At 64.5% G+C, this 19,008-nt stretch carries 16 protein-coding genes; 5 read left to right on the plus strand and 11 right to left on the minus strand.

Annotated features, from left to right (window positions below):
- Positions 1–110 precede the first annotated feature (110 nt).
- The 3 genes from AB5Y95_RS19830 to AB5Y95_RS19840 all read left to right on the plus strand — a co-directional run bounded on the left by AB5Y95_RS19830 (position 111) and on the right by AB5Y95_RS19840 (position 7,165).
- Complete coding sequence (locus AB5Y95_RS19830) at positions 111–2,720, plus strand: glycosyl hydrolase family 18 protein (RefSeq protein WP_260750882.1); 2,610 nt, start codon at positions 111–113, stop codon at positions 2,718–2,720.
- A gap of 68 nt (positions 2,721–2,788) precedes the next feature.
- Positions 2,789–5,167, plus strand: a complete 2,379-nt coding sequence (locus AB5Y95_RS19835; RefSeq protein ID WP_368161879.1) for a M66 family metalloprotease — start codon at positions 2,789–2,791, stop codon at positions 5,165–5,167.
- A 75-nt stretch (positions 5,168–5,242) separates the two neighbouring features.
- Positions 5,243–7,165, plus strand: a complete 1,923-nt coding sequence (locus AB5Y95_RS19840; RefSeq protein ID WP_368161880.1) for a glycoside hydrolase family 19 protein — start codon at positions 5,243–5,245, stop codon at positions 7,163–7,165.
- A gap of 59 nt (positions 7,166–7,224) precedes the next feature.
- On the opposite strand, the gene AB5Y95_RS19845 is transcribed toward AB5Y95_RS19840, so the two are convergent.
- Both AB5Y95_RS19845 and crp read right to left on the minus strand, forming a co-directional pair.
- Positions 7,225–8,025 (minus strand): putative RNA methyltransferase, encoded by an 801-nt coding sequence (locus tag AB5Y95_RS19845; protein ID WP_005304051.1) that lies wholly within the window; start codon positions 8,023–8,025, stop codon positions 7,225–7,227.
- Positions 8,026–8,150: 125 nt separating this feature from the next.
- Positions 8,151–8,789 (minus strand): cAMP-activated global transcriptional regulator CRP, encoded by a 639-nt coding sequence (crp, locus tag AB5Y95_RS19850; RefSeq protein ID WP_005304048.1) that lies wholly within the window; start codon positions 8,787–8,789, stop codon positions 8,151–8,153.
- Between the two features lie 311 nt (positions 8,790–9,100).
- Between crp and AB5Y95_RS19855 the strand changes: the two genes are divergently transcribed.
- Positions 9,101–9,505: an OsmC family protein gene (locus tag AB5Y95_RS19855; RefSeq protein WP_005304045.1), complete on the plus strand. Its 405-nt coding sequence runs from the start codon at positions 9,101–9,103 to the stop codon at positions 9,503–9,505.
- A 49-nt stretch (positions 9,506–9,554) separates the two neighbouring features.
- Positions 9,555–9,851 (plus strand): MliC family protein, encoded by a 297-nt coding sequence (locus AB5Y95_RS19860; protein ID WP_017763891.1) that lies wholly within the window; start codon positions 9,555–9,557, stop codon positions 9,849–9,851.
- A gap of 62 nt (positions 9,852–9,913) precedes the next feature.
- On the opposite strand, the gene AB5Y95_RS19865 is transcribed toward AB5Y95_RS19860, so the two are convergent.
- The 9 genes from AB5Y95_RS19865 to arnB form a co-directional block, all read right to left on the minus strand.
- On the minus strand, positions 9,914–10,447 hold the full coding sequence (locus tag AB5Y95_RS19865; RefSeq protein WP_010634906.1) for a DUF4136 domain-containing protein: 534 nt from the start codon (positions 10,445–10,447) through the stop codon (positions 9,914–9,916).
- 15 nt (positions 10,448–10,462) lie between these two features.
- Positions 10,463–11,332, minus strand: coding sequence for a phosphoribulokinase (locus AB5Y95_RS19870; RefSeq protein ID WP_010634905.1), 870 nt, complete (start codon positions 11,330–11,332; stop codon positions 10,463–10,465).
- Positions 11,333–11,498: 166 nt separating this feature from the next.
- Positions 11,499–11,912: a 4-amino-4-deoxy-L-arabinose-phosphoundecaprenol flippase subunit ArnF gene (gene arnF, locus AB5Y95_RS19875; RefSeq protein ID WP_368161881.1), complete on the minus strand. Its 414-nt coding sequence runs from the start codon at positions 11,910–11,912 to the stop codon at positions 11,499–11,501.
- Positions 11,909–12,253, minus strand: coding sequence for an EamA family transporter (locus AB5Y95_RS19880; protein WP_010634903.1), 345 nt, complete (start codon positions 12,251–12,253; stop codon positions 11,909–11,911). Before AB5Y95_RS19880 ends, arnF begins: the two co-directional genes overlap by 4 nt.
- Positions 12,253–13,896, minus strand: coding sequence for a lipid IV(A) 4-amino-4-deoxy-L-arabinosyltransferase (gene arnT / locus AB5Y95_RS19885; protein WP_368161882.1), 1,644 nt, complete (start codon positions 13,894–13,896; stop codon positions 12,253–12,255). The genes AB5Y95_RS19880 and arnT overlap by 1 nt, the downstream gene beginning before the upstream one ends.
- Before the next feature lie 69 nt (positions 13,897–13,965).
- On the minus strand, positions 13,966–14,865 hold the full coding sequence (arnD, locus tag AB5Y95_RS19890; protein ID WP_368161883.1) for a 4-deoxy-4-formamido-L-arabinose-phosphoundecaprenol deformylase: 900 nt from the start codon (positions 14,863–14,865) through the stop codon (positions 13,966–13,968).
- The gene (gene arnA, locus AB5Y95_RS19895) at positions 14,858–16,849 is read right to left on the minus strand and encodes a bifunctional UDP-4-amino-4-deoxy-L-arabinose formyltransferase/UDP-glucuronic acid oxidase ArnA (protein ID WP_368161884.1); all 1,992 of its coding nucleotides are present in this window, start codon (positions 16,847–16,849) and stop codon (positions 14,858–14,860) included. Before arnA ends, arnD begins: the two co-directional genes overlap by 8 nt.
- Positions 16,846–17,826 (minus strand): undecaprenyl-phosphate 4-deoxy-4-formamido-L-arabinose transferase, encoded by a 981-nt coding sequence (gene arnC / locus AB5Y95_RS19900; protein ID WP_017782079.1) that lies wholly within the window; start codon positions 17,824–17,826, stop codon positions 16,846–16,848. The genes arnA and arnC overlap by 4 nt, the downstream gene beginning before the upstream one ends.
- 6 nt (positions 17,827–17,832) lie before the next feature.
- A complete protein-coding gene (arnB, locus tag AB5Y95_RS19905) occupies positions 17,833–18,969 on the minus strand; it encodes a UDP-4-amino-4-deoxy-L-arabinose aminotransferase (RefSeq protein ID WP_095593328.1) in 1,137 nt (378 codons plus the stop codon).
- Between the last annotated feature and the right edge of the window lie 39 nt (positions 18,970–19,008).

Genomic DNA, 19,008 nt, shown 5'->3' on the forward strand with positions numbered 1-19,008 from the left:
GGTTGTTTCGTCCATGGGCCAAGCCATGGTGCGATGTTGTCTGCGTTACCTGTCAGGTTGCGTTGCCTTTTTCGTTATCTATTCCAAGAACGAAATAAGGATATTCAACTATGTTAAGTCCAAAACCCTCCGTACTGGCACTGATCGTCGGGGGGCTCTGTGCCTCCTCCGCCTTCGCTGCCGCCCCCGGCAAACCCACCATCGGCTGGGGCGAAACCAAGTTCGCCATCGTCGAAGTGGACCAGGCCGCCACCTCCTACAACAAGCTGGTGACGGTTCACAAGGATGGTGCCCCGGTCAGCGTGAGCTGGAACCTCTGGTCCGGTGATGTCGGCCAGACCGCCAAGGTACTGCTCGATGGCAAGGAGGTGTGGTCCGGCGCCGCCTCCGCCTCCGGCACCGCTAACTTCAAGGTCACCCAGGGGGGCCGCTACCAGATGCAGGTGGCCCTGTGCAACGCCGACGGTTGCACCCTCTCCGACAAGAAAGAGATCCTGGTGGCCGACACCGACGGCAGCCACCTGCTGCCGCTCAAGGCGCCGCTCAAGGAGAACAACAAGCCCTACGTCAACAAGACCGGCAAGGTGATGGGGGCCTACTACGTGGAGTGGGGGGTCTATGGTCGCAAGTTCACCGTGGACAAGATCCCGGCCCAGAACCTGACCCACATCCTCTACGGCTTCACCCCGATCTGCGGTGGCAACGGCATCAACGACAGCCTCAAAGAGATCTCAGGCAGCTTCGAGGCGCTGCAGCGCTCCTGTGCCGGACGCGAGGACTTCAAGGTCTCCATCCACGATCCCTGGGCCGCCATCCAGATGGGGCAGGGCAATCTCACCGCCTATGATGAACCCTACAAGGGCAACTTCGGCAACCTGATGGCGCTCAAGAAGGCCTATCCGGACCTGAAGATCCTCCCCTCCATCGGTGGCTGGACCCTCTCCGACCCCTTCTTCTTCTTCGGTGACAAGGCGAAACGCGACACCTTCGTCGGGTCGGTGAAGGAGTTCCTGCAGACCTGGAAATTCTTCGACGGGGTGGACATCGACTGGGAATTCCCGGGTGGCCTCGGGGCCAACCCCAACCTCGGCAGTCCCTCCGATGGCGAGACCTACGTGCTGCTGATGAAGGAGCTGCGCGCCATGCTCGACGAGCTGAGCGCAGAGACGGGCCGCACCTATGAGCTCACCTCCGCCATCAGTGCCGGCGGCGACAAGATTGCCAAGGTGGACTATCGCGCCGCCCAGCAATACATGAATCACATCTTCCTGATGAGCTACGACTTCAACGGCGCCTGGACCAACACCGGGCTGGGTCACCAGACCGCGCTCTACGAGTCGAGCTGGGATCCCAACACCAAGTACACCACCGACAAGGGGGTCAAGGCGCTGCTGGGTCAGGGCGTCGAGCCGGGCAAGGTGGTGGTGGGGGCCGCCATGTATGGCCGCGGCTGGACCGGCGTCAGCGGGTATCAGGGCAACAACCCCTTCACCGGCACCGCCACCGGCCCGATTGCGGGCACCGAGGCGGAAGGGATCTGGGAGAAGGGGGTCATCGACTACCGTGGCATCGCCAAGGGCAAGATGGCCGGCGACTGGCAGTACAGCTATGACGAAGTGGCCGAGGCACCGTCCGTGTTCAAGGCTTCCACCGGCGAGCTCATCACCTTCGATGACGAGCGCTCGGTCAAGGCCAAGGGGCAGTACGTGCTGGCCAATCAGCTCGGCGGCATGTTCGCCTGGGAAATCGACGCCGACAACGGCGACATTCTCAACGCCATGCACGAGGGGCTGGGCCACGGCGATAGCACACCGCCGGTCAACAAGCCGCCGGTGGCCAATGCCGGCAGCGATCTCGCGGTGACCGGCCCGGCCGAGCTGGTGCTGGACGGTTCCTCCTCCCGCGATCCGGAAGGGGCGGTACTGAGCTACAGCTGGGCCCAGATCTCCGGTCCCAAGGCGACCCTGAGCGACGCCACCCAGGCCAAGGCCAAGGTAGCCGTCGATGCGGTGAGCCAGGACGTCAATCTGGTGTTCGAGCTGACCGTGACCGATGACCACAACCTCAGCGCCAAGGATCAGGTGGTGGTCACCAACAAGGCGCCACAGCCGAACTTGCCGCCGGTCGTCACCGTGCAGGACAAGGTCTCGGTGCAGGCCGGCAAGCAGGTGAGCATCACCGCCAACGCCAGCGATCCCAATGGCGACACCCTGAGCTATCAGTGGAGCGTGCCGGCCGGGCTCACCGCCAGCGGTCAGAACAGCAAGACCCTGGTAGTGACCGGCCCCAGCGTCACCGTGGAGACCGGCTATGACCTCACCGTCACCGTGACCGACGGCGCACTGGATGCACAGGCCGTTACCCGCCTCACCGTGACCCCGGTCAGCGGTGGTGGCGACTGCAACGCCACCGATCCGGATGCCGCCAACTGGCCGGCCTGGAAGGCCGCGACCACCTACAACGGTGGCGAGAAGGTGAGCCACAACCAGCTGGTATGGCAGGCCAAATACTGGACCCAGGGCAATGAGCCGAGCCGCAGCGCCGATCAGTGGAAGCTGATAAGCCAGGTGCAACTGGGTTGGGATGCCAATGTTGCCTACAACGCAGGTGACGTGACCAGCCACAACGGTCGCCAGTGGAAGGCCCAGTACTGGACCCGCGGCAACGAGCCAGGCAAGCACGACGTCTGGCAGGACATCGGCGCCGCCAGCTGCAAGTAATTCACCATCCACAGGGGCATGCAGGACATGCCCCTCCTTTTCCCCCATAACAACAAAAGAGCACCACCATGACCACATGCACCACACGTCTTGCCTGCCTGATCGGCGCAGCCCTGGCAAGCGGCCCGCTGCTGGCCGCCGTTCAGCCACCCACGCCACTGGTCTTTGACACCACCCGGCCGCAGAACGATCTGCAGGGATCGCTGCAGGCCGGGGTCCAGTTTGCCCAGAGCCAAATCCTGCCCGCCCATCCGCGGGAGGGTGACAACCAGCCCCGTCTCACCGCCCTGCGCAAGAGCCTGCTGCTGGTGCGCCCGCTGCAGACCGGCAACGAGGCGCCGCTGGCGCTCGAGGCCCGCGACGGCACCGGCAAGCTGCTTGGCAGCCTCACGCTGGAGCCGCCCTCCCGCCTGCCCAAGACCGCCTACTACCTGGAAGGTACGCCGGAGGAGGGGGTCGACTTCACCCCGGGTCCCGGCACCAGCACCCTTATCAACAGCAGTAGCGAGCTGGCCAGACTGAGCGATCCGAGCGGCGCCTTCCTGCTCGGCAAGCTGCAGCCTCATGCCCTGGTCACCATCCAGACCGCCGACGGCCGTTGGGTGCGCGACATCTTCTTGCCCCGCGACGCAAGCCTGGAGGGCAAGATGGTGCGCCTCGCCTCCAATGCCGGCTACAACTCCACCGTCTACTTCAGCGGCCGTCAGGTGACCCTCTCCCGTGGCCAGAGCCAGCAGTTCAAGTTCGTGCGCGGCCAGTGGATCCGCGATGGTGAGCTGGAAAACAACGGCATCACCTATGCGAGCGACGCCTGGAGCGCCGTGCTGCCGGCCGAGTGGATCATGCCCGGCCTCACCCTGCGCCTGAGCCAGGGAGATCTGAGCGGCGAGCTGAGCGACCTCAAGGTGGGGGCGCCGGGGGAGCTGCTCATTCACACCATCGACATCGGCATGCTGACCAGTCCGCGCGACCAGTTCGCCTTTGCCAAAGATAAAGAGGCCCAGCGGGAGTATTTCCAGACCATTCCCGCCAGTCGCCTGGTCGTCAGCCAGTATGCGCCGCTGGCGCTGCCGGAAGTGATGCTGCCAGATGGCACCTTGCTCACCGACTTTGATCCGAGCGAGGGGGGCTGGCACAGCGGCACCATGCGCCAGCGCATCGGCAAGGAGCTCATCTCCCTTGGCATCGACAATGCCAACTACGGCATCAACAGCACCGCCGGGGAGGGGGAGAGCAGCCATCCCTACGTGGTGGCCCAGCTGGCGGCCCACAACAGCCGCGGCAAGTACGCCAACGGGGTGCAGGTGCATGGCGGCTCCGGCGGGGGCGGCATCGTCACCCTGGACGCCTCCCTTGGCAACGAGTTCAGCCACGAGGTGGGCCACAACTACGGCCTCGGCCACTACGTGGGCGGCTTTGCCGGCTCGGTGCACCGCAGCGCCGACCAGATCAACGCCACCTGGGGCTGGGATGGCGACAAGAACCGCTTCATCCCCAACTTCTTTGCGAGCCGCAGCGGCCAGAGCGCCTGCCTGGACGGCCAATGCCAGGCCCCGTTTGACGGCCGCAAGTTCGGCTTCGACGCCATGGCCGGCGGCGAGCCGCTCTCCGGCTTCAACCGCTTCACCCTCTACACCCCCAACTCGGCGGCCATCATCCAGCGCTTCCTCGAGAGCAAGGCGGTGTTCGATGCCAGCTCACCCACCGGTTTCAGCAAGTGGAACGAAAGCCAGGCGAAGATGGAGCCCTACCGCCACCGGGTCACTCTCGCCGAGCAGATCACCGCGCCGGTGAGCGATCTGGGTGAGGCCAGGCTGGCCGCCCTGCTGGCCGAGTACGATCTGGTCAAGGTGGCCATGTGGGATGGCAACTGGACCCGTAACATCCAGCTGCCGGCCGCCTCGACGGTCAATCGCGGCCGCATCGTCAGCATCGACCACAATGCCGGCTACAACAGCACCCTCTTCATCAACGGCCAGCAGATCACCGTCTCGCGCGGCTTCAAGAAGAGCTACACCTCCGACGGCAGCCGCTGGAACGAGGGGGCGCCGGCGGATCTGGCGGTAGATCGCAAGCCCGCCGCCTTCGGCGTGCCGGTGACCACCCTGGTCGGCTACTACGACCCGCAGGGTCAGCTGCCGAGCTACCTTTACCCGGCGCTGCACGGCGCCTACGGCTTTGCCTATGGCGATGACGGCGAGCGGCTCGGCAACAGCGACTGCCAGCTGCAGGTGGAGACCCGCGATGGCCTGCTGCGCTTCAAGCTGGCCAACCACAGGCTGAACGCCAGCGTGATGAACAAGTTCCACGTCAACGTGCCGACCGCGAGCGAGCCGCGCAGCGCCAGCGTGCAGTGCCGCGGCCAGTCACAGACCGAGGCCCAGCTTGCGTCTGCGCCGGCCGGGCTCGGTTACACGGTCAACGGCATGCCGCTGGCGACGCGCTGATCCCTTTTCGCCTCGCGCAACGCGAGGTGCCACGGGCGGGGGCCAAGCCCCGCCCTTCTCTAGCAAGAGGTAAATATGATGACAAGAAAGTCCTCTGTGGCCACCCTGCTGGCCGCGCTCTGTCTGAGTGGCCAGTTGTGGGCCGCCACCCCTTATGACATCAATCAGGGCTATGCCGGCGGCAGCCAGGTCAGCTTCAACGGCCAGATCTACGAGGCCAAGTGGTATGCCAATCCGGGCCAGAGCCCGGGGCTGCAGGTGGCCAACGAGTGGGACTCGCCGTGGGCGCTGATGGGGGAGGGTGAGGTGACGCCCCCCGCCGGCGGAGAGGGGGTCACTCCACCTGAGCAAGGCGGCAGCGGTACCGCCGATGGCAGCCCCGTCTACCTGAGCCAGAGCGAACTGGATGCCAGGGAGCAGGCGCTCACCGACTTCCCGGCCATGACGGCGGTCAAGGCCTCCATCGCCACCCGCGACAACGCCGTGGTCGAGGCGGTGGCCCCCGGTCTGCCGCTCAACCCCGCCAACGTCAAACGGGTGGAGGGATTGCTCAGCGAGTCGCAGTTCAACTTCCTGTTCCCGCTGCGAGCGCCGGAGTACACCTATCGCGGCTTCCTGCAGGCGGTGGCCAAGTTTCCGGCCTTCTGTGGCGACTACAGCGACGGGCGCAGCGCCGAGGCCATCTGTCGCAAGTCGCTGGCCACCATGTTCGCCCACTTCGCCCAGGAGACCGGCGGCCACGAGAACTGGCGACCCGAGCCCGAGTGGCGCCAGGGGCTGGTGTGGGTGCGGGAGATGGGCTGGACCGAGCAGATGCGCGGCGGCTACAACGCCGAGTGCAACCCCGAGGTGTGGCAGGGTCAGCAGTGGCCGTGCGGCAAGTTCGACAACGGCGAGTTCAAGAGCTACTTCGGTCGCGGTGCCAAGCAGCTGTCGTACAACTACAACTACGGCCCCTTCTCCGAGGCCATGTTCGGCACTGTACGCACCCTGCTGGACAACCCGGAAAAAGTGGCGGACACCTGGCTCAACCTGGCCAGCGCCGTCTTCTTCTTCGTCTATCCGCAGCCGCCCAAGCCCTCCATGCTGCACGTGATCGACGGCACCTGGCAGCCCAATGCCCACGATCGGCAGAACGGCCTGGTGCCGGGCTTCGGGGTGACCACCCAGATCATCAACGGCGGGGTGGAGTGCGGCGGTGCGGCCGAACATGCCCAGTCCCAGAACCGGATCACCTACTACCAGGCCCAGGCCCAGTATCTGGGGGTGCCGGTGCCCGCCGACGAGGTGCTCGGCTGCAAGAACATGAAGGTGTTCGACGAGGCTGGTGCCGGCGCCCTGCCCATCTACTGGGAGAACGACTGGAGCTATGTGCCGGGCAACCCCAACGGCGGCAAGAGCTACGCCTGCAAGCTGGTGGGCTACCAGACCCGTTTCAGCGCCTTCAAGGAGCGTGACTACAGCCGCTGCGTGCAGCACTTCTTCCCCGAGGTGGTGATCGAGGATAACGGTGGTGGCACCAACCTGCCGCCGGTGGCCAGCATCAGCGGCCCGAGCGAGGCGCTGGGCGGCGCCACCGTGCTGCTCTCCGGCCAGGGCTCGAGCGATCCGGAAGGCAAGCCCCTCAGCTACGCCTGGACCCTGCCGGCCGGGGCCAGCGCCTCGGATCTGACCCAGTCCACCCTGAGTGCCACCCTGCCGCCGACCCCGGCCAGTGACACCCGCTACGGCTTCGTGCTCAAGGTGACCGACGACAAGGGGCTGAGCCGCAGCGCCACCCACGAGATCCTGATCAAGGGCAGCGGCGGTACCACGCCGCCGGATGGCAACCCGCCTTACAAGGAGGGCACCGCTTACAAAGCCGGTGACAAGGTGAGCAACCTGGGGGGCAACTACCAGTGCAAACCCCATCCCTACACCGGCTGGTGTGCCGGCGCGGCCTGGGCCTACGAGCCCGGCAAGGGCACGGCCTGGAGCGATGCCTGGATCAAGCTGTAACGACATCTCCGCGCAATAAAAAAGGCCCGTCAGGGCCTTTTTTCATGGGATGAATGCGCTTACAGCGGCTTTTGCCACAGGCTCAGCAGCAGATCCTGCTCCAGCGCGTCCGGCCCCTGGTGGGTGAAGGCGTGACGCTGCTCGCCGCTGGCGCGCCAGCCGAGGCGACTGGTCTCCAGAATGTGCTCGCGCAGGCCCTGATCCATCTGCATGCTGAACTGGCAGCGCAGCTGACCCATGGGGTCGAGGCCGGCCAGGCTCGGCCAGCTCAGCGGGTGTTCCATGCTGACCGGATTGAGGCTGACCCTCAGCTGCCACTGATGGCGCGGCCCCGGCTGCAGGTAGAGCAAGTAGCCGCCCGGTGCCAGCCAGTTGACCAGCAGCTCGGTCTTGACCTTGAGATCGTTGACCAGCAGCAGCTGGGCCGTGCCCGGCATGATGGGGGCGCGGGCCGGATCGGCGATGACGAACTGGCCTTCCGGCTGGGCCTTGTTGGCGGCGAAGATGGTGTTCTTGGCGATGTCGACGCCGGCAAACTGCCAGCCCGGCAGCCGTTCGGCCAGGGCGCGGCAGTAGTAGCCCTCGCCACAGCCCAGGTGGATCAGCTCGCGTGGTTCGAGGGGGGCGAGCAGGCTGGCCATCGCCTCGACCAGCGGCAGCTGGTGGCCCTGCTCCAGGAAGTGGCGCTTGGCGCGCATCAGGGCGCGACTGTCGCTGTCCTTGGGATTCTTCTTGCCGGGAATGAGATCCAGATAGCCTTCCGGGGCGGGATCGAAGTGGTGCTTGTTGGCGCAGTAGCGCCCCTTGGAGGCGTCATGCAGCTGAAGGGGGCTGCGGCAAATGGGGCATTGAAGGTGCATAGGATCTCTCTTGGCGAAAGCCGTGCTGGCAGGGGCGTTCGGGATTATAGGGGAGGCGATCAGAAAAGGCTGCCGTGGCAGCCTTTTTATCCGGCGACCCAGTGCGGGGCCGCCAGTAGCGGGGATCAGCGGGTGCCGAACACCACTATGGTCTTGCCGTGGGCGGAGATCAGCTCCTGCTCTTCGAGCATCTTGAGGATCCGGCCGACGGTCTCGCGGGAGCAGCCGACGATCTGGCCGATCTCCTGACGGGTGATCTTGATCTGCATGCCGTCCGGGTGGGTCATGGCATCCGGCTGTTTGGCCAGGTTCAGCAGGGTCTGGGCGATCCGGCCGGTCACGTCCAGGAAGGCGAGGTTGCCGACCTTCTGGCTGGTGTGCTGCAGCCGCTTGGCCATCTGGCCGGAGAGGCGCATCAGGATTTCCGGGTTGACCTGGATCAGCTGGCGGAACTTCTTGTAGGAGATCTCGGCCACTTCGCAGGAGCCTTTGGCACGCACCCAGGCGGAACGCTCGGGATTCTCGTTCTCCTCGAACATGCCCATCTCGCCCAGGAAGTCGCCCTGGTTCAGATAGGAGAGGATCATCTCCTTGCCTTCATCGTCCTTGATCAAGACGGCCACAGTGCCCTTGACGATGTAGTAGAGGGTTTCCGCCTTCTCACCCGCGTGGATCAGGGTGCTCTTGGCGGGATACTTATGAATGTGGCAGTGCGACAAGAACCATTCCAGGGTGGGATCGCTTTGCGGTTTGCCAATGACCATGAGAATTCCTCTGTAGTGTCTTTTTATGGACTCGTGCGTCCGGGCAAGCTGCCAACCTTGCCATTCCTTGTATTAGTCGCAGTAGGATAAGAGCCTTTGTCTGTGCTGACAAGGCTTTGAGGGCTTTTGCCAGCTCCCCTTGCAACCCCTGCTGCGCTCCGTTCGCCATTGTAAGGAAGCTGGGGGCATCAGATGTTGATTTTGATCTAGTTAGCCCGGAAGTTCGTGAAAATGGCGGATATGTGCCGCTGTCGCGCCGTCTGGGGTATGCTATGTCGGTCAGATCTGTCGTCATCAAGAGGAAAAGTGAAATGAAAGCCAAGGTCAGCTGGGTGGAAGGCATGAAGTTTGTGGGCGAGAGTGAGTCCGGTCACCAGGTGATCCTGGACGGCGCCAACCCCGGCGAGGGTGCCAGCCCGATGGAGATGATCCTGCTGGCGGTGGGTGGTTGCAGCTCAATTGATGTGGTCTCCATTCTGGAGAAGGCGCGTCAATCCGTGACCGCCTGTCATGTGGAGCTGGCCGGAGAGCGGGCTGACTCGGTTCCGCGGGTGTTCGAGAAGATCCACCTCAACTTCGTGGTGACCGGCAAGGGGCTGGCCGAGAAACAGGTGGCCCGTGCGGTGGATCTGTCGATGGAAAAATATTGTTCAGTTTCCCTGATGTTGGAAAAAGCGGTAGAAATTACCCATAGTTATCAAATTGTTGAAGCCTGATAGCCGTGATTATTCCGATCGAATAACGCCATGACATAAGGAAAGTGCAATGAAAAAAATGATAGTGTTGCTCCCCCTGCTGGGACTGGCGGCTTGCAGCATGCCGCAGCCGACCCAATACCAGTTCAGCCAGTACCAGTGTGGTGAAGAGATGCTGGCCGTGACCTATGACGCCCAGGCCGACATGGTGCAGTTCCCCTATGCCGGCGTCTACCACAAGCTGGGCCGGGTCGAGGCGGAGTCCGGTGCCAAGTATTCCGACGGTGTCACCACCTTCTGGAACCAGGAGAAGCAGGCCATCCTCAGCCAGAAAGGGGTAACCCTGCTGACTTGCCAGCGCAAGTGACTGTCATGGTGTGATCGCAACGGCCTGCTTGATGCAGGCCGTTTTGCATTCAAAGGAAGGGATCAGCGGGTGGGCAGGGAGTCGAGCATCTTGGCGGCCAGCTGCCGGCTCAGCTGCTGGCGATCCCCTTCGGCGATGGCCACGTCGCTGGCCAGGGAGATGGCGCTGCTCCACACCGCCTGCTGGGTACGCCGGTCGAGCAGCACGATGGCCAGGGTCCCCTTGCGGGCATCGGCCTTGGCCTGCAGCCCGGGCGTCATGCCGAGCCGGGCAAAGATCTCGCCGTCGCTCAGATCCTTGCTGCCGGCCACCCCGATGGCGACCCAGAGGTCGGCCTCGTCGAGGGGCACGCTCTGCCACCCCTTGCTGCCCAGCGCCTGGTTGACCGCCTGCTGGACCGGCTCCAGCCAGCCCTCGGCGCTGTCGCCGGCATACTGGAACTGCTCGGCCAGCGCATAGCGCGGCGTTGCCCCGAACGGCCAGCTGGCCGCCGGGCGCACCACCATGGTGCCCGCCTCCAGGGTCGGTGCAGCGGGGCCGCTGCTGCAGCCGCCCAGCAGGGCGGCCAATCCCACAGAGATAAATGCTAACCGCATCGTCAGCTCCTTGGCTCAGGTGATCTTGCCGGTTTCGAGCAGCTGCTGGATCAGCGGGCGCAGGATCAGCTCCATTGCGAAGCCCATCTTGCCGCCCGGCACCACTATGGTGTTCATCCGCGACATGAAGGACCCGTCGATCATCGACAACAGGTAGGGGAAGTCCACCTGCTTGATGCCGCGAAACCGTATCACCAGCATACTCTCGTCCAGGCTCGGGATCACCTTGGCGCTGAAGGGGTTGGAGGTGTCCACCGTCGGCACCCGCTGGAAGTTGATGTGGGTGCGGGAGAACTGGGGGGTGATGAAGTTGATGTAGTCGTCCATGGAGCGGACGATGGAGTCGGTGACCGCCTCGCGCGAATGACCGCGCTCCGAGGTGTCGCGAATGAGCTTCTGGATCCACTCCAGGTTGACGATGGGCACCACCCCGATGAGAAAGTCCACGTGGCGGGCCACGTTGTGATCCTCGGTGACCACGCCGCCGTGCAGCCCCTCATAGAACAGCAGGTCGGTGTCGTTCGGCAGGTTCTGCCAGGGGGTGAAGGTGCCCGGCATCTGGTTGAAGGGCACCGCCTCGTCGAAGCTGTGCAGGTAGCGCCGATACTGGCCGCTGCCGTTCTGGCCGTACTCCTGGAAGAAGCTCTCCAGCAGGCCGAAGTCATTTGCTTCGGGGCCGAAATAGCTGATGTGGCGCCCCTGTTCGCGCGCCTTGCGGATCGCCACGTCCATTTCCGGGCGGGTGTAGCGATGAAAACTGTCCCCTTCCACCACGGCCGCCTGATATCCGAGCTGATGAAACATGGAGCGAAAGGCGATGGTGGAGGTGGAGGTGCCGGCACCGGACGAACCGGTAACCGCAATGATGGGATGCTTGGCCGACATAGAATTCTCTCTTCCTTGGGAGTTTCCGTTATAAGGGCATGTTCCGAGTACGGTCAAGTGTGCGGTCTGACAGTACCGCCGCGCAACTGCTTCGCTGGCGTGCCAGCATCGGCGGCAGACGAAAAAAGGGCTGCCATGGCAGCCCTTGCGACAAACAAGAGAAAAACTAGTCTGCCTGCTTGTTGCCAGCCGCAGGCTTGATCCCCACCAGCACGGCCCCCAGCAGGATAAACAGCACCCCGAGCGCCTTGCCCGGCTCCAGCGGCTCGGCGAAGAGCGGGATGTTGACCACCAGCAGGTAGACCAGCGCATAGCTGGTGCTGAGCAGGGGGTAGGCGATGTTGAGCGGGGTGGAGTGCAGCGCCGCCAGCCAGCAGAGCAGCGACAGGGCATAGCAGCCGATGCCGGCCAGGATCACCAGCAGCGGCAGCGGATGGGCCAGCATCAGGGCGAGATCCGGCTGCCAGGCCGGCAGCTGGATCGCCCCCCACTTCATGCCGAGCTGGGCCACCGTCACCAGCACTATGCTGCCGAGCACGTAGAGATACCCCTTCAGCGCCTGCTGATGGCCGCCGCTCATAGCAAACCTCCCAGCAGCAGGGCACCCACTATGATGGAGCCCACCCCCAGCCAGTTGTGGTAGCTGATCTGCTCGTGAAAGAACAGTCTGGAGCCCACCAGCACCAGCACCAGATTGATGCTGAGCATGGGGTAGGCCATGCCGAGCGGCAGCCGCTGCAGCAGGTAGATCCAGAGCAGCATGCCGCTGCCGAGGGCCGCCACGCTGGCGATGAGCCAGGGGGAACGCAGCTTCTGCCAGTGGTTGCAGGGGCGGCGCTGCCAGCTGATGACCGCCTGCTTTTGCAGCATCTGGCCGCTGCAGGTCAGCAGGCACACCAGCAACAGCAGCAGTATGTCCATCACTGGGCCCCGTGGTAGATGAGCAGGGTCAGCCGGTGGCTGACGATGGTCTCGTCGGCGGGGGGCACGGGCCCGGTGTTGCCGTCGCGATCCGTCTTCATCAGCAGGGCTACCTGGCCATTTTTACGCGCCTGTGCCAGCCAGGCCGGGAAGTCGGCGCGGGCCACGTAGCGCCCCGCTGCATCCGGGTAGCTGAGGCCGTAATGGACCTCGCCCTTGCTGTCGAACAGGTTGATTTCGCTGCGCCGGGTGCCCCAGGCGAGGGAGGAGGCCAGCCCCACGTCGTTGGCCAGCAGGGTGCCTGACTTCATCAGCACGGCCTGGTTGGCCTCGATGAAGCGCTCAGGCAGCTTGGAGTCGATCAGCGATTGCGGCAGTGCCCAGGGCAGGCCGATGGCCAGCACCATGGGGCAGAGCGCGCTCAGGGTCCAGCGCTGGCTGATGGCCTTGAGCTGAACGAAGCCAAGCAGACTCCAGCCGGCGAAGATCACCATGGCTACCGCCAGCGCACCGTGATCCTCCTCGCCATAGACGGCGTGACGGGGGGAGAAGGCCAGCACCGCCAGCACGATCAGGCAGATGAGGCCGAACAGGCCGTTCAGCCAGGCGTTGACCTTGAAAGCCCGCTCTTTCCCCTCCTTGAGCAGGTCGACGGCGCTGGCGGCCATCAGCATGGCCAGCGGGGCGAAGCAGGGCAGGATGTAGGTGAGCAGCTTGCCCTTGGCCACGCTGAAGAAGAGGAAGGGCAACACCACCCAGGCCAGCAGATAGAGGGTCTCCGGGTTTATCTTGCGCTCCTGCCAGCCCTTGCGCAGGGCGCCGGGCAGCAGGCCGAGCCAGGGCAGGGTGCCGAGCAGCCCCATGGGCAGGTAGTACCAGAACGGCGCCTTGTGCTGGGCGTTGTCGGCGGCGAAGCGCTGGATGTGCTCAATCCAGAAGAAGTAGTGCCAGTAGTCCGGCTCGCGCAGGTGCACGGCGATGGCCCAGGGGGTTGCCAGCAGGGCCGCACTCAGGATGGCCAGCGGCCCGAAGCGCACCAGCTCGAGCAGGCGGCGCTGATAGATGACGTAGGGCACTATGACCACCACCGGTACCGCCAGGGCGATGAAGCCCTTGGTGAGAAAGCCCATGCCGCAGGCGAGGCCGAACAGCAGATAGCCGCCGACCCGGCTGGCAAGGGAGCCCTCCTTGCGGATGATGTAGAAGCTCACCATGGCGGCGTTGAGCCAGAGGGTCACCATGGCGTCCAGTACGCTGTAGGTGCCGATGCCGTAGACGATCAGCAGCGACAGATAGATGAGCCCGGCGAGGAACGCCTTGCGCCGGCATTGCCACAGCTGCAGGGCGAACCAGAAGATGAGCACGGCACTGAGGCCGGTGGCGGCGGCCGAGGCGAAGCGCACGGCGAAGTTGGTGTCACCGAACAGCTGCTGGCTGATGCTGTTGAACCAGTAGCCGGCGATGGGCTTCTCGAAGTAGCGCAAGCCCAGGAAGTGGGGGACCACCCAGTCTCCGGTGCTCACCATCTCCCGGCTTATTTCGGCGTAGCGGTTTTCGTCCGGGCTCCAGAGCGGCCGCTGGTCGAGCGGCAGCAGGTAAAAGAAGAGAAAGAACAGGGGCAGGGCCCACTTGGTCAACGTCATGACATCCTCTGTTGCATGGTGTGATTAGCGCGATGGTTAGTCCTGCCACCCGAGGTGGCGTCATTCATCTCAGGCCTCGGCCTTGCAGCCGAGCCAGCCCTCCCGCCCGGGCAGGGTGCCGCGCACCAGCCGGCCGGTCGGCAGCGTGGTCGGGTCCGATGGTAACAGATCCCCGAGCGGCACGAAGCGGATGCCGCGCGCCCTGGCGTCGCCGAGCAGGGCATCGAACTGATCCGCCATCACGATCCCTTCCACTTCGGCATGGATGGTGTAGACGTGGGGGCCCTGCGCCGGCGGGGTCGCCAGCTGATCCAGCAGGAAACGGTTGAAGCCGTCGACCGTCACCTGATGACCCACCACCTCGTCGAAGGTGGGCAGATTGACCGGGATCTGCGGGGTGCCGGGGCGACCGTCCTGCAGCAGGGGCCGGAACAGGCCGCTGCCACGACAGTCGCTGTTGTAGCGAAAGCCGAACTGCTCCTTGGCCTGGGTGGTGAGCGGGTCGGCCCGCCAGCCGGCGGCGGCGGAGCAGTCCACTTCGCGCCCCAGGATCTGGTTGAGCGCATCCACCCCTAGCCGGGTCTGACGAATCAGCTCGGCTTCGTCCCAGCGGCCGGTGTTGGCCTGCCAGCCGTGGTGATCCCAGGCGTGCAGCCCCACCTCGTGGCGGGCGCTGTCGGTGTCGCGCATCAGGGAGCCGAGCTGCTTGCCGATGGACTTGCCGGGCCAGGCGGTGCCTGCCAGCAGGATGTCCAGCCCATAGAGGGATGCTGCGTTGGAGCGCAGCATCTTCAGCAGAAAGCGGGGTTTTAGCAGGCGCCACAAGTGGCGCCCCATGTTGTCCGGTCCGACCGAGAAGAAGAAGCTCCCCTTGACCTGATGCTTGTCGAGCATTTGCAGCAGGCGGGGTACCCCGTCACGGGTCCCCCTGAAGGTATCGACGTCGATCCGCAGACCTACCTCAGTCATGCTCGACTCCCGTGGTGACCGCCCCTTGCAGGAAGAAGTCCAGGGTGTTGCCTATGGTCTCTTCCATCTCGATGGTCGGTTCCCAGTCCAGCAGGCGGCGGGCATTGGCGATGCTCGGCCGGCGGTGGGAGACGTCCTGATAGCCGTCGCCGTAGAAGGATTTGCTCTCCACCAGCTTGAAGCCGGCGAACGGCGGGAACTGGTCACGCAGCGGGTGAGCCTCGAACTTGGCGAGCAGGATCTCGGCCATCTGCTGGATGCTGGCCTCGTTGTCCGGGTTGCCGATGTTGATGATCTGGCCGTCGCAGCGGTTCCCCTTGTTCTCGATGATGCGGAACAGGGCCTCGATGCCGTCCTCGATGTCGGTGAAGCAGCGCTTCTGGGCGCCACCGTCCACCAGCTGGATCGGGGTGCCGTCCACCAGGTTGAGGATCAGCTGGGTGATGGCGCGGGAGCTGCCGATGCGGGCGGAGTCCAGGCTGTCCAGACGCGGCCCCATCCAGTTGAAGGGACGGAACAGTGTGAAGTTGAGTCCCTCCTTCTTGCCGTAGGCCCAGATGACGCGGTCCAGCAGCTGCTTGGAGACCGAGTAGATCCAGCGCTGCTTGTTGATGGGGCCGACGATGAGGCGGGAGCTGTCTTCATCGAAGCTGTGATCGTCGCACATCCCGTACACCTCGGAGGTGGAGGGGAAGATGATCCGCTTCTGGTACTTCACGCAGTAGCGGACGATCTTGAGGTTCTCCTCGAAGTCGAGCTCGAACACGCGCAGCGGGTTGCGGGTGTACTCGATGGGGGTGGCGATGGCCACCAGCGGCAGGATCACGTCGCACTTCTTGATGTGGTACTCGATCCACTCGGTGTGGATGCTGATATCCCCCTCCACGAAGTGGAAGTTGGGGTGACCGATGAAGCGATCCACCGCGCTGGAGCCGATGTCGAGGCCATAGACCTCGTAGCCGCCATCCTGGAGCAGGCGCTCGGTCAGGTGGTTGCCGATGAAGCCGTTGACGCCGAGGATCAGCACCCGGGTCAGCCGCGCCTTGCGCAGGGCATTGCTCGCCTTGGCGCCGATCTTCATCCCTTCCACCAGCCCCAGTTCGCGGGCCAGCTGGGCGCCGCGTACATAAAGACCCCCTTCGGCCTGACCGGCCACGATTTCCAGCACCCCTTCACCGCAGGCGATGCGCAGCGGCTCCTGGCTCAGGATGGTGCCCGGCTGCTTGTCGCTCTGCTGGGCCAGCCAGTGGCTCTTCCACACCGTCAGCTTGCGATCGCCGGCGAAGCTGAAGGCGCCCGGGTAGGGCTGGGTGACGGCGCGCACCAGGTTGTGCAGTTCGTGGGCCGGGCGGTGCCAGTGCAGCTCGCCATCGGCCGGGGTGCGGCGGCCATAGTAGCTGGCCTTGCTCTCATCCTGCGGGGTGAGGCGGATGTCGCCGGCGCGCAGCTTGGGCAGCTCCTGCTCCAGCAGCGCCCGGGCGGCGAGGCGCACCTTGCCGTGCAGGGTCAGCGCGGTGTCGTCGTCGGCAATGGCTACCGCCTGCTGGGCGACAATGGCGCCGGCATCGGGCTTGGCGGTCATCTGGTGCAGGGTGATGCCGGTCTGGGTCTCGCCGTTGACCAGGCACCAGTTGATGGGCGCGCGGCCGCGGTAGGCCGGCAGCAGGGAGCCATGCAGGTTGAAGGCGCCGACGGTCGGGATGTCGAGGATCGCCTGCTTGAGCATGTTGCGGTAGTAGAAGGAGAAGAGGGCCTGGGGCGCCAGCTCGCGAATGCGCTCGATCCAGAGCGGGTGGTTCACGTCCTCGGGGGAGTAGACCGGCAGGTTGTGCTCGGCGCAGAGCTGGGCGACCGAGCCGAAGAAGCGGTTCTCGCCCGGATCATCGGCGTGGGTGAAGACGGCCTGGATCTCGTAGCCTGCCTCGAGCAGGGCCTCGATGCCGGTGCAACCGATATCGTGATATGCAAAGACGACGACTTTCATTGTTCAGCTTCCTGTTGCGAAGGGGTGGTGGCGGTGCGCACGATCCGGTGGATGAAGTAGCGGGGACGGGCGCGCACGTCTGTGTACATGCGGCCTATGTACTCTCCCAGCAGCCCCATGCCCAGCAGCTGCACGCCGACAAAGGTGAAGAGAATGGCAAAGAGGGTGAAGACGCCATCGGCGGCCCAGTCGGCGCCCAGAATGAGGCGCATCAGGATCAGCAGGATGGAGAAGGTAAAGCCGATGCCCGCCACCACGCTGCCGACGATGCTGAGCAGACGCAGCGGGGTGGTGGTCATGCAGGTGACCAGGTCATACATCAGGTTGATGAGGTGCATCAGCCCGTACTTGGACTCGCCGTGGGCCCGCTCGGCATGGCCCACTTCCAGCTCTATGGTGCGGCGGGCGAAGCTGTTGGCCAGGATGGGGATGAAGGTGCTGCGCTCCTGGCAGCAGAGCATGGCGTCGATGATGTGGCGGCGATAGGCGCGCAGCATGCAGCCGTAGTCGCTCATGTGTACGCCGGTGGCCTTTTGCACCGACTTGTTGATGAGTTTGGAGGCGGTCTTGCGAAACCAGGAGTCCTGGCGGTTGCGGCGCATGGTGCCCACCACGTCGTAGCCCTGCATGGCGGCCTCCACCAGGCGGGGGATCTCCTCCGGCGGGTTCTGCAGATCCGCATCCAGGGTGATCACCAGATCCCCCTTGGCGGTCTCGAAGCCGGCCATGATGGCGGCATGCTGACCATAGTTGCGGTTGAGCAGCACCCCGACCAGCTTGCTGCCCTCGCGGGCGGCGGCTTCGCTGATGAGCTCGGTGGAGCCGTCGTGGCTGCCGTCGTCGATGAGGATCACCTCGTAATCCTGCGACAGCTGATCGCAGGCGGCGGTGACCCGGCTCAGCAGCACGGGCAGGCTGGCCTCCTCGTTGTAGACGGGGATGACCACCGAAACCAGCTTGATGTCAGTGTTGTTCACGTTTGGTTACTCCAATATGTCGATAAGGGCCGCGACCACGCGGTCAACGTCGGCCAGCGTCATGTCCGGGAAGAGTGGCAGGGTGCACAGGCGTGAGGAGTTCCACTCGGTATGGGGCAGGCTGAGGGTCGGGTAGCGTTCGCGGTAGTACTTCTGGGTATGGGCTGCCCGAAAGTGCAGACCGGTGCCGATGCCGCGCTCCTGCAGCGCCTGCATCAGCTGATCCCGATCGAGGCCGCAGCGCTCGGGGTCGACTCGTACCATGAACAGGTGCCAGGCGTGCAGGTGGGGGTAGCCCGGCACGGCGAGCGGTGCCAGCGGCAGACCGGCCAGCCGCTCCTGGTAGCGGGCCACCAGTTCGGCCCGTTTGGCATTGAGCTCGGGCAGGCGTGCCAGCTGCACCAGGGCGATGGCGGCGTTGATGTCGGCCAGGTTGTATTTGAAGCCCGGGGTGATCACCTCCGCCTGCGGCTTGCGGCCCAGGCTCATGCGATCAAAGGCATCCACTCCCAGGCCGTGGAATTTGAGCATCCGCACCTTGTCTGCCAGCGCCTTGTCGTCGGTCACCAGCATGCCCCCTTCGGCGCAGGTCATGTTCTTGATGGCGTGGAAGGAGAAGATGGCGGTGCCGCTGGCGCCGATCCAGCGCTCCCGATAACGGGTACCGACCGCGTGGGCGGCATCTTCGATGACCGCAATGCCGTGCCGGCCGGCCAGCTCGAGGATGGGGTCCAGGTCGAGGGGGGCACCGGCATAGTGCACCGGGATGATGGCCTTGGTCCTGGCGGTGATGAGCGGGGCGATCAGCTCGGCGCTGGTCATCAGGGTATCCGGGTCCACGTCGACGAAGACCGGCTCCGCCCCCAGCAGGGTGATGATGTTGATGGTGGAGACCCAGGTCTGGGAGGGGGTGATCACCTCGTCTCCCGGGCCTATGCCCAGCGCCATCAGGGTGACGTGCATACCGGCGGTGGCGGAGCAGAGGGCAACGGCATGCTGGCAGCCGAAGGTGTGGCAGAATTGCTGCTCCAGTTCATGATTCTTCGGGCCCGTGGTGATCCAGCCCGATTTCAATACATCACAGACAGCACTTATCTCGGCATCGCCCATGGCTGGCCGTGAAAATGGCAGAAAATCTTGCATATGAGATCCAACAAAGAATATTAATCAGCGCCCATTAAA

Source organism: Aeromonas sp. R5-3, from assembly GCF_040908225.1.
In the GTDB taxonomy this organism is placed as follows: Bacteria; Pseudomonadota; Gammaproteobacteria; order Enterobacterales; family Aeromonadaceae; genus Aeromonas; species Aeromonas dhakensis.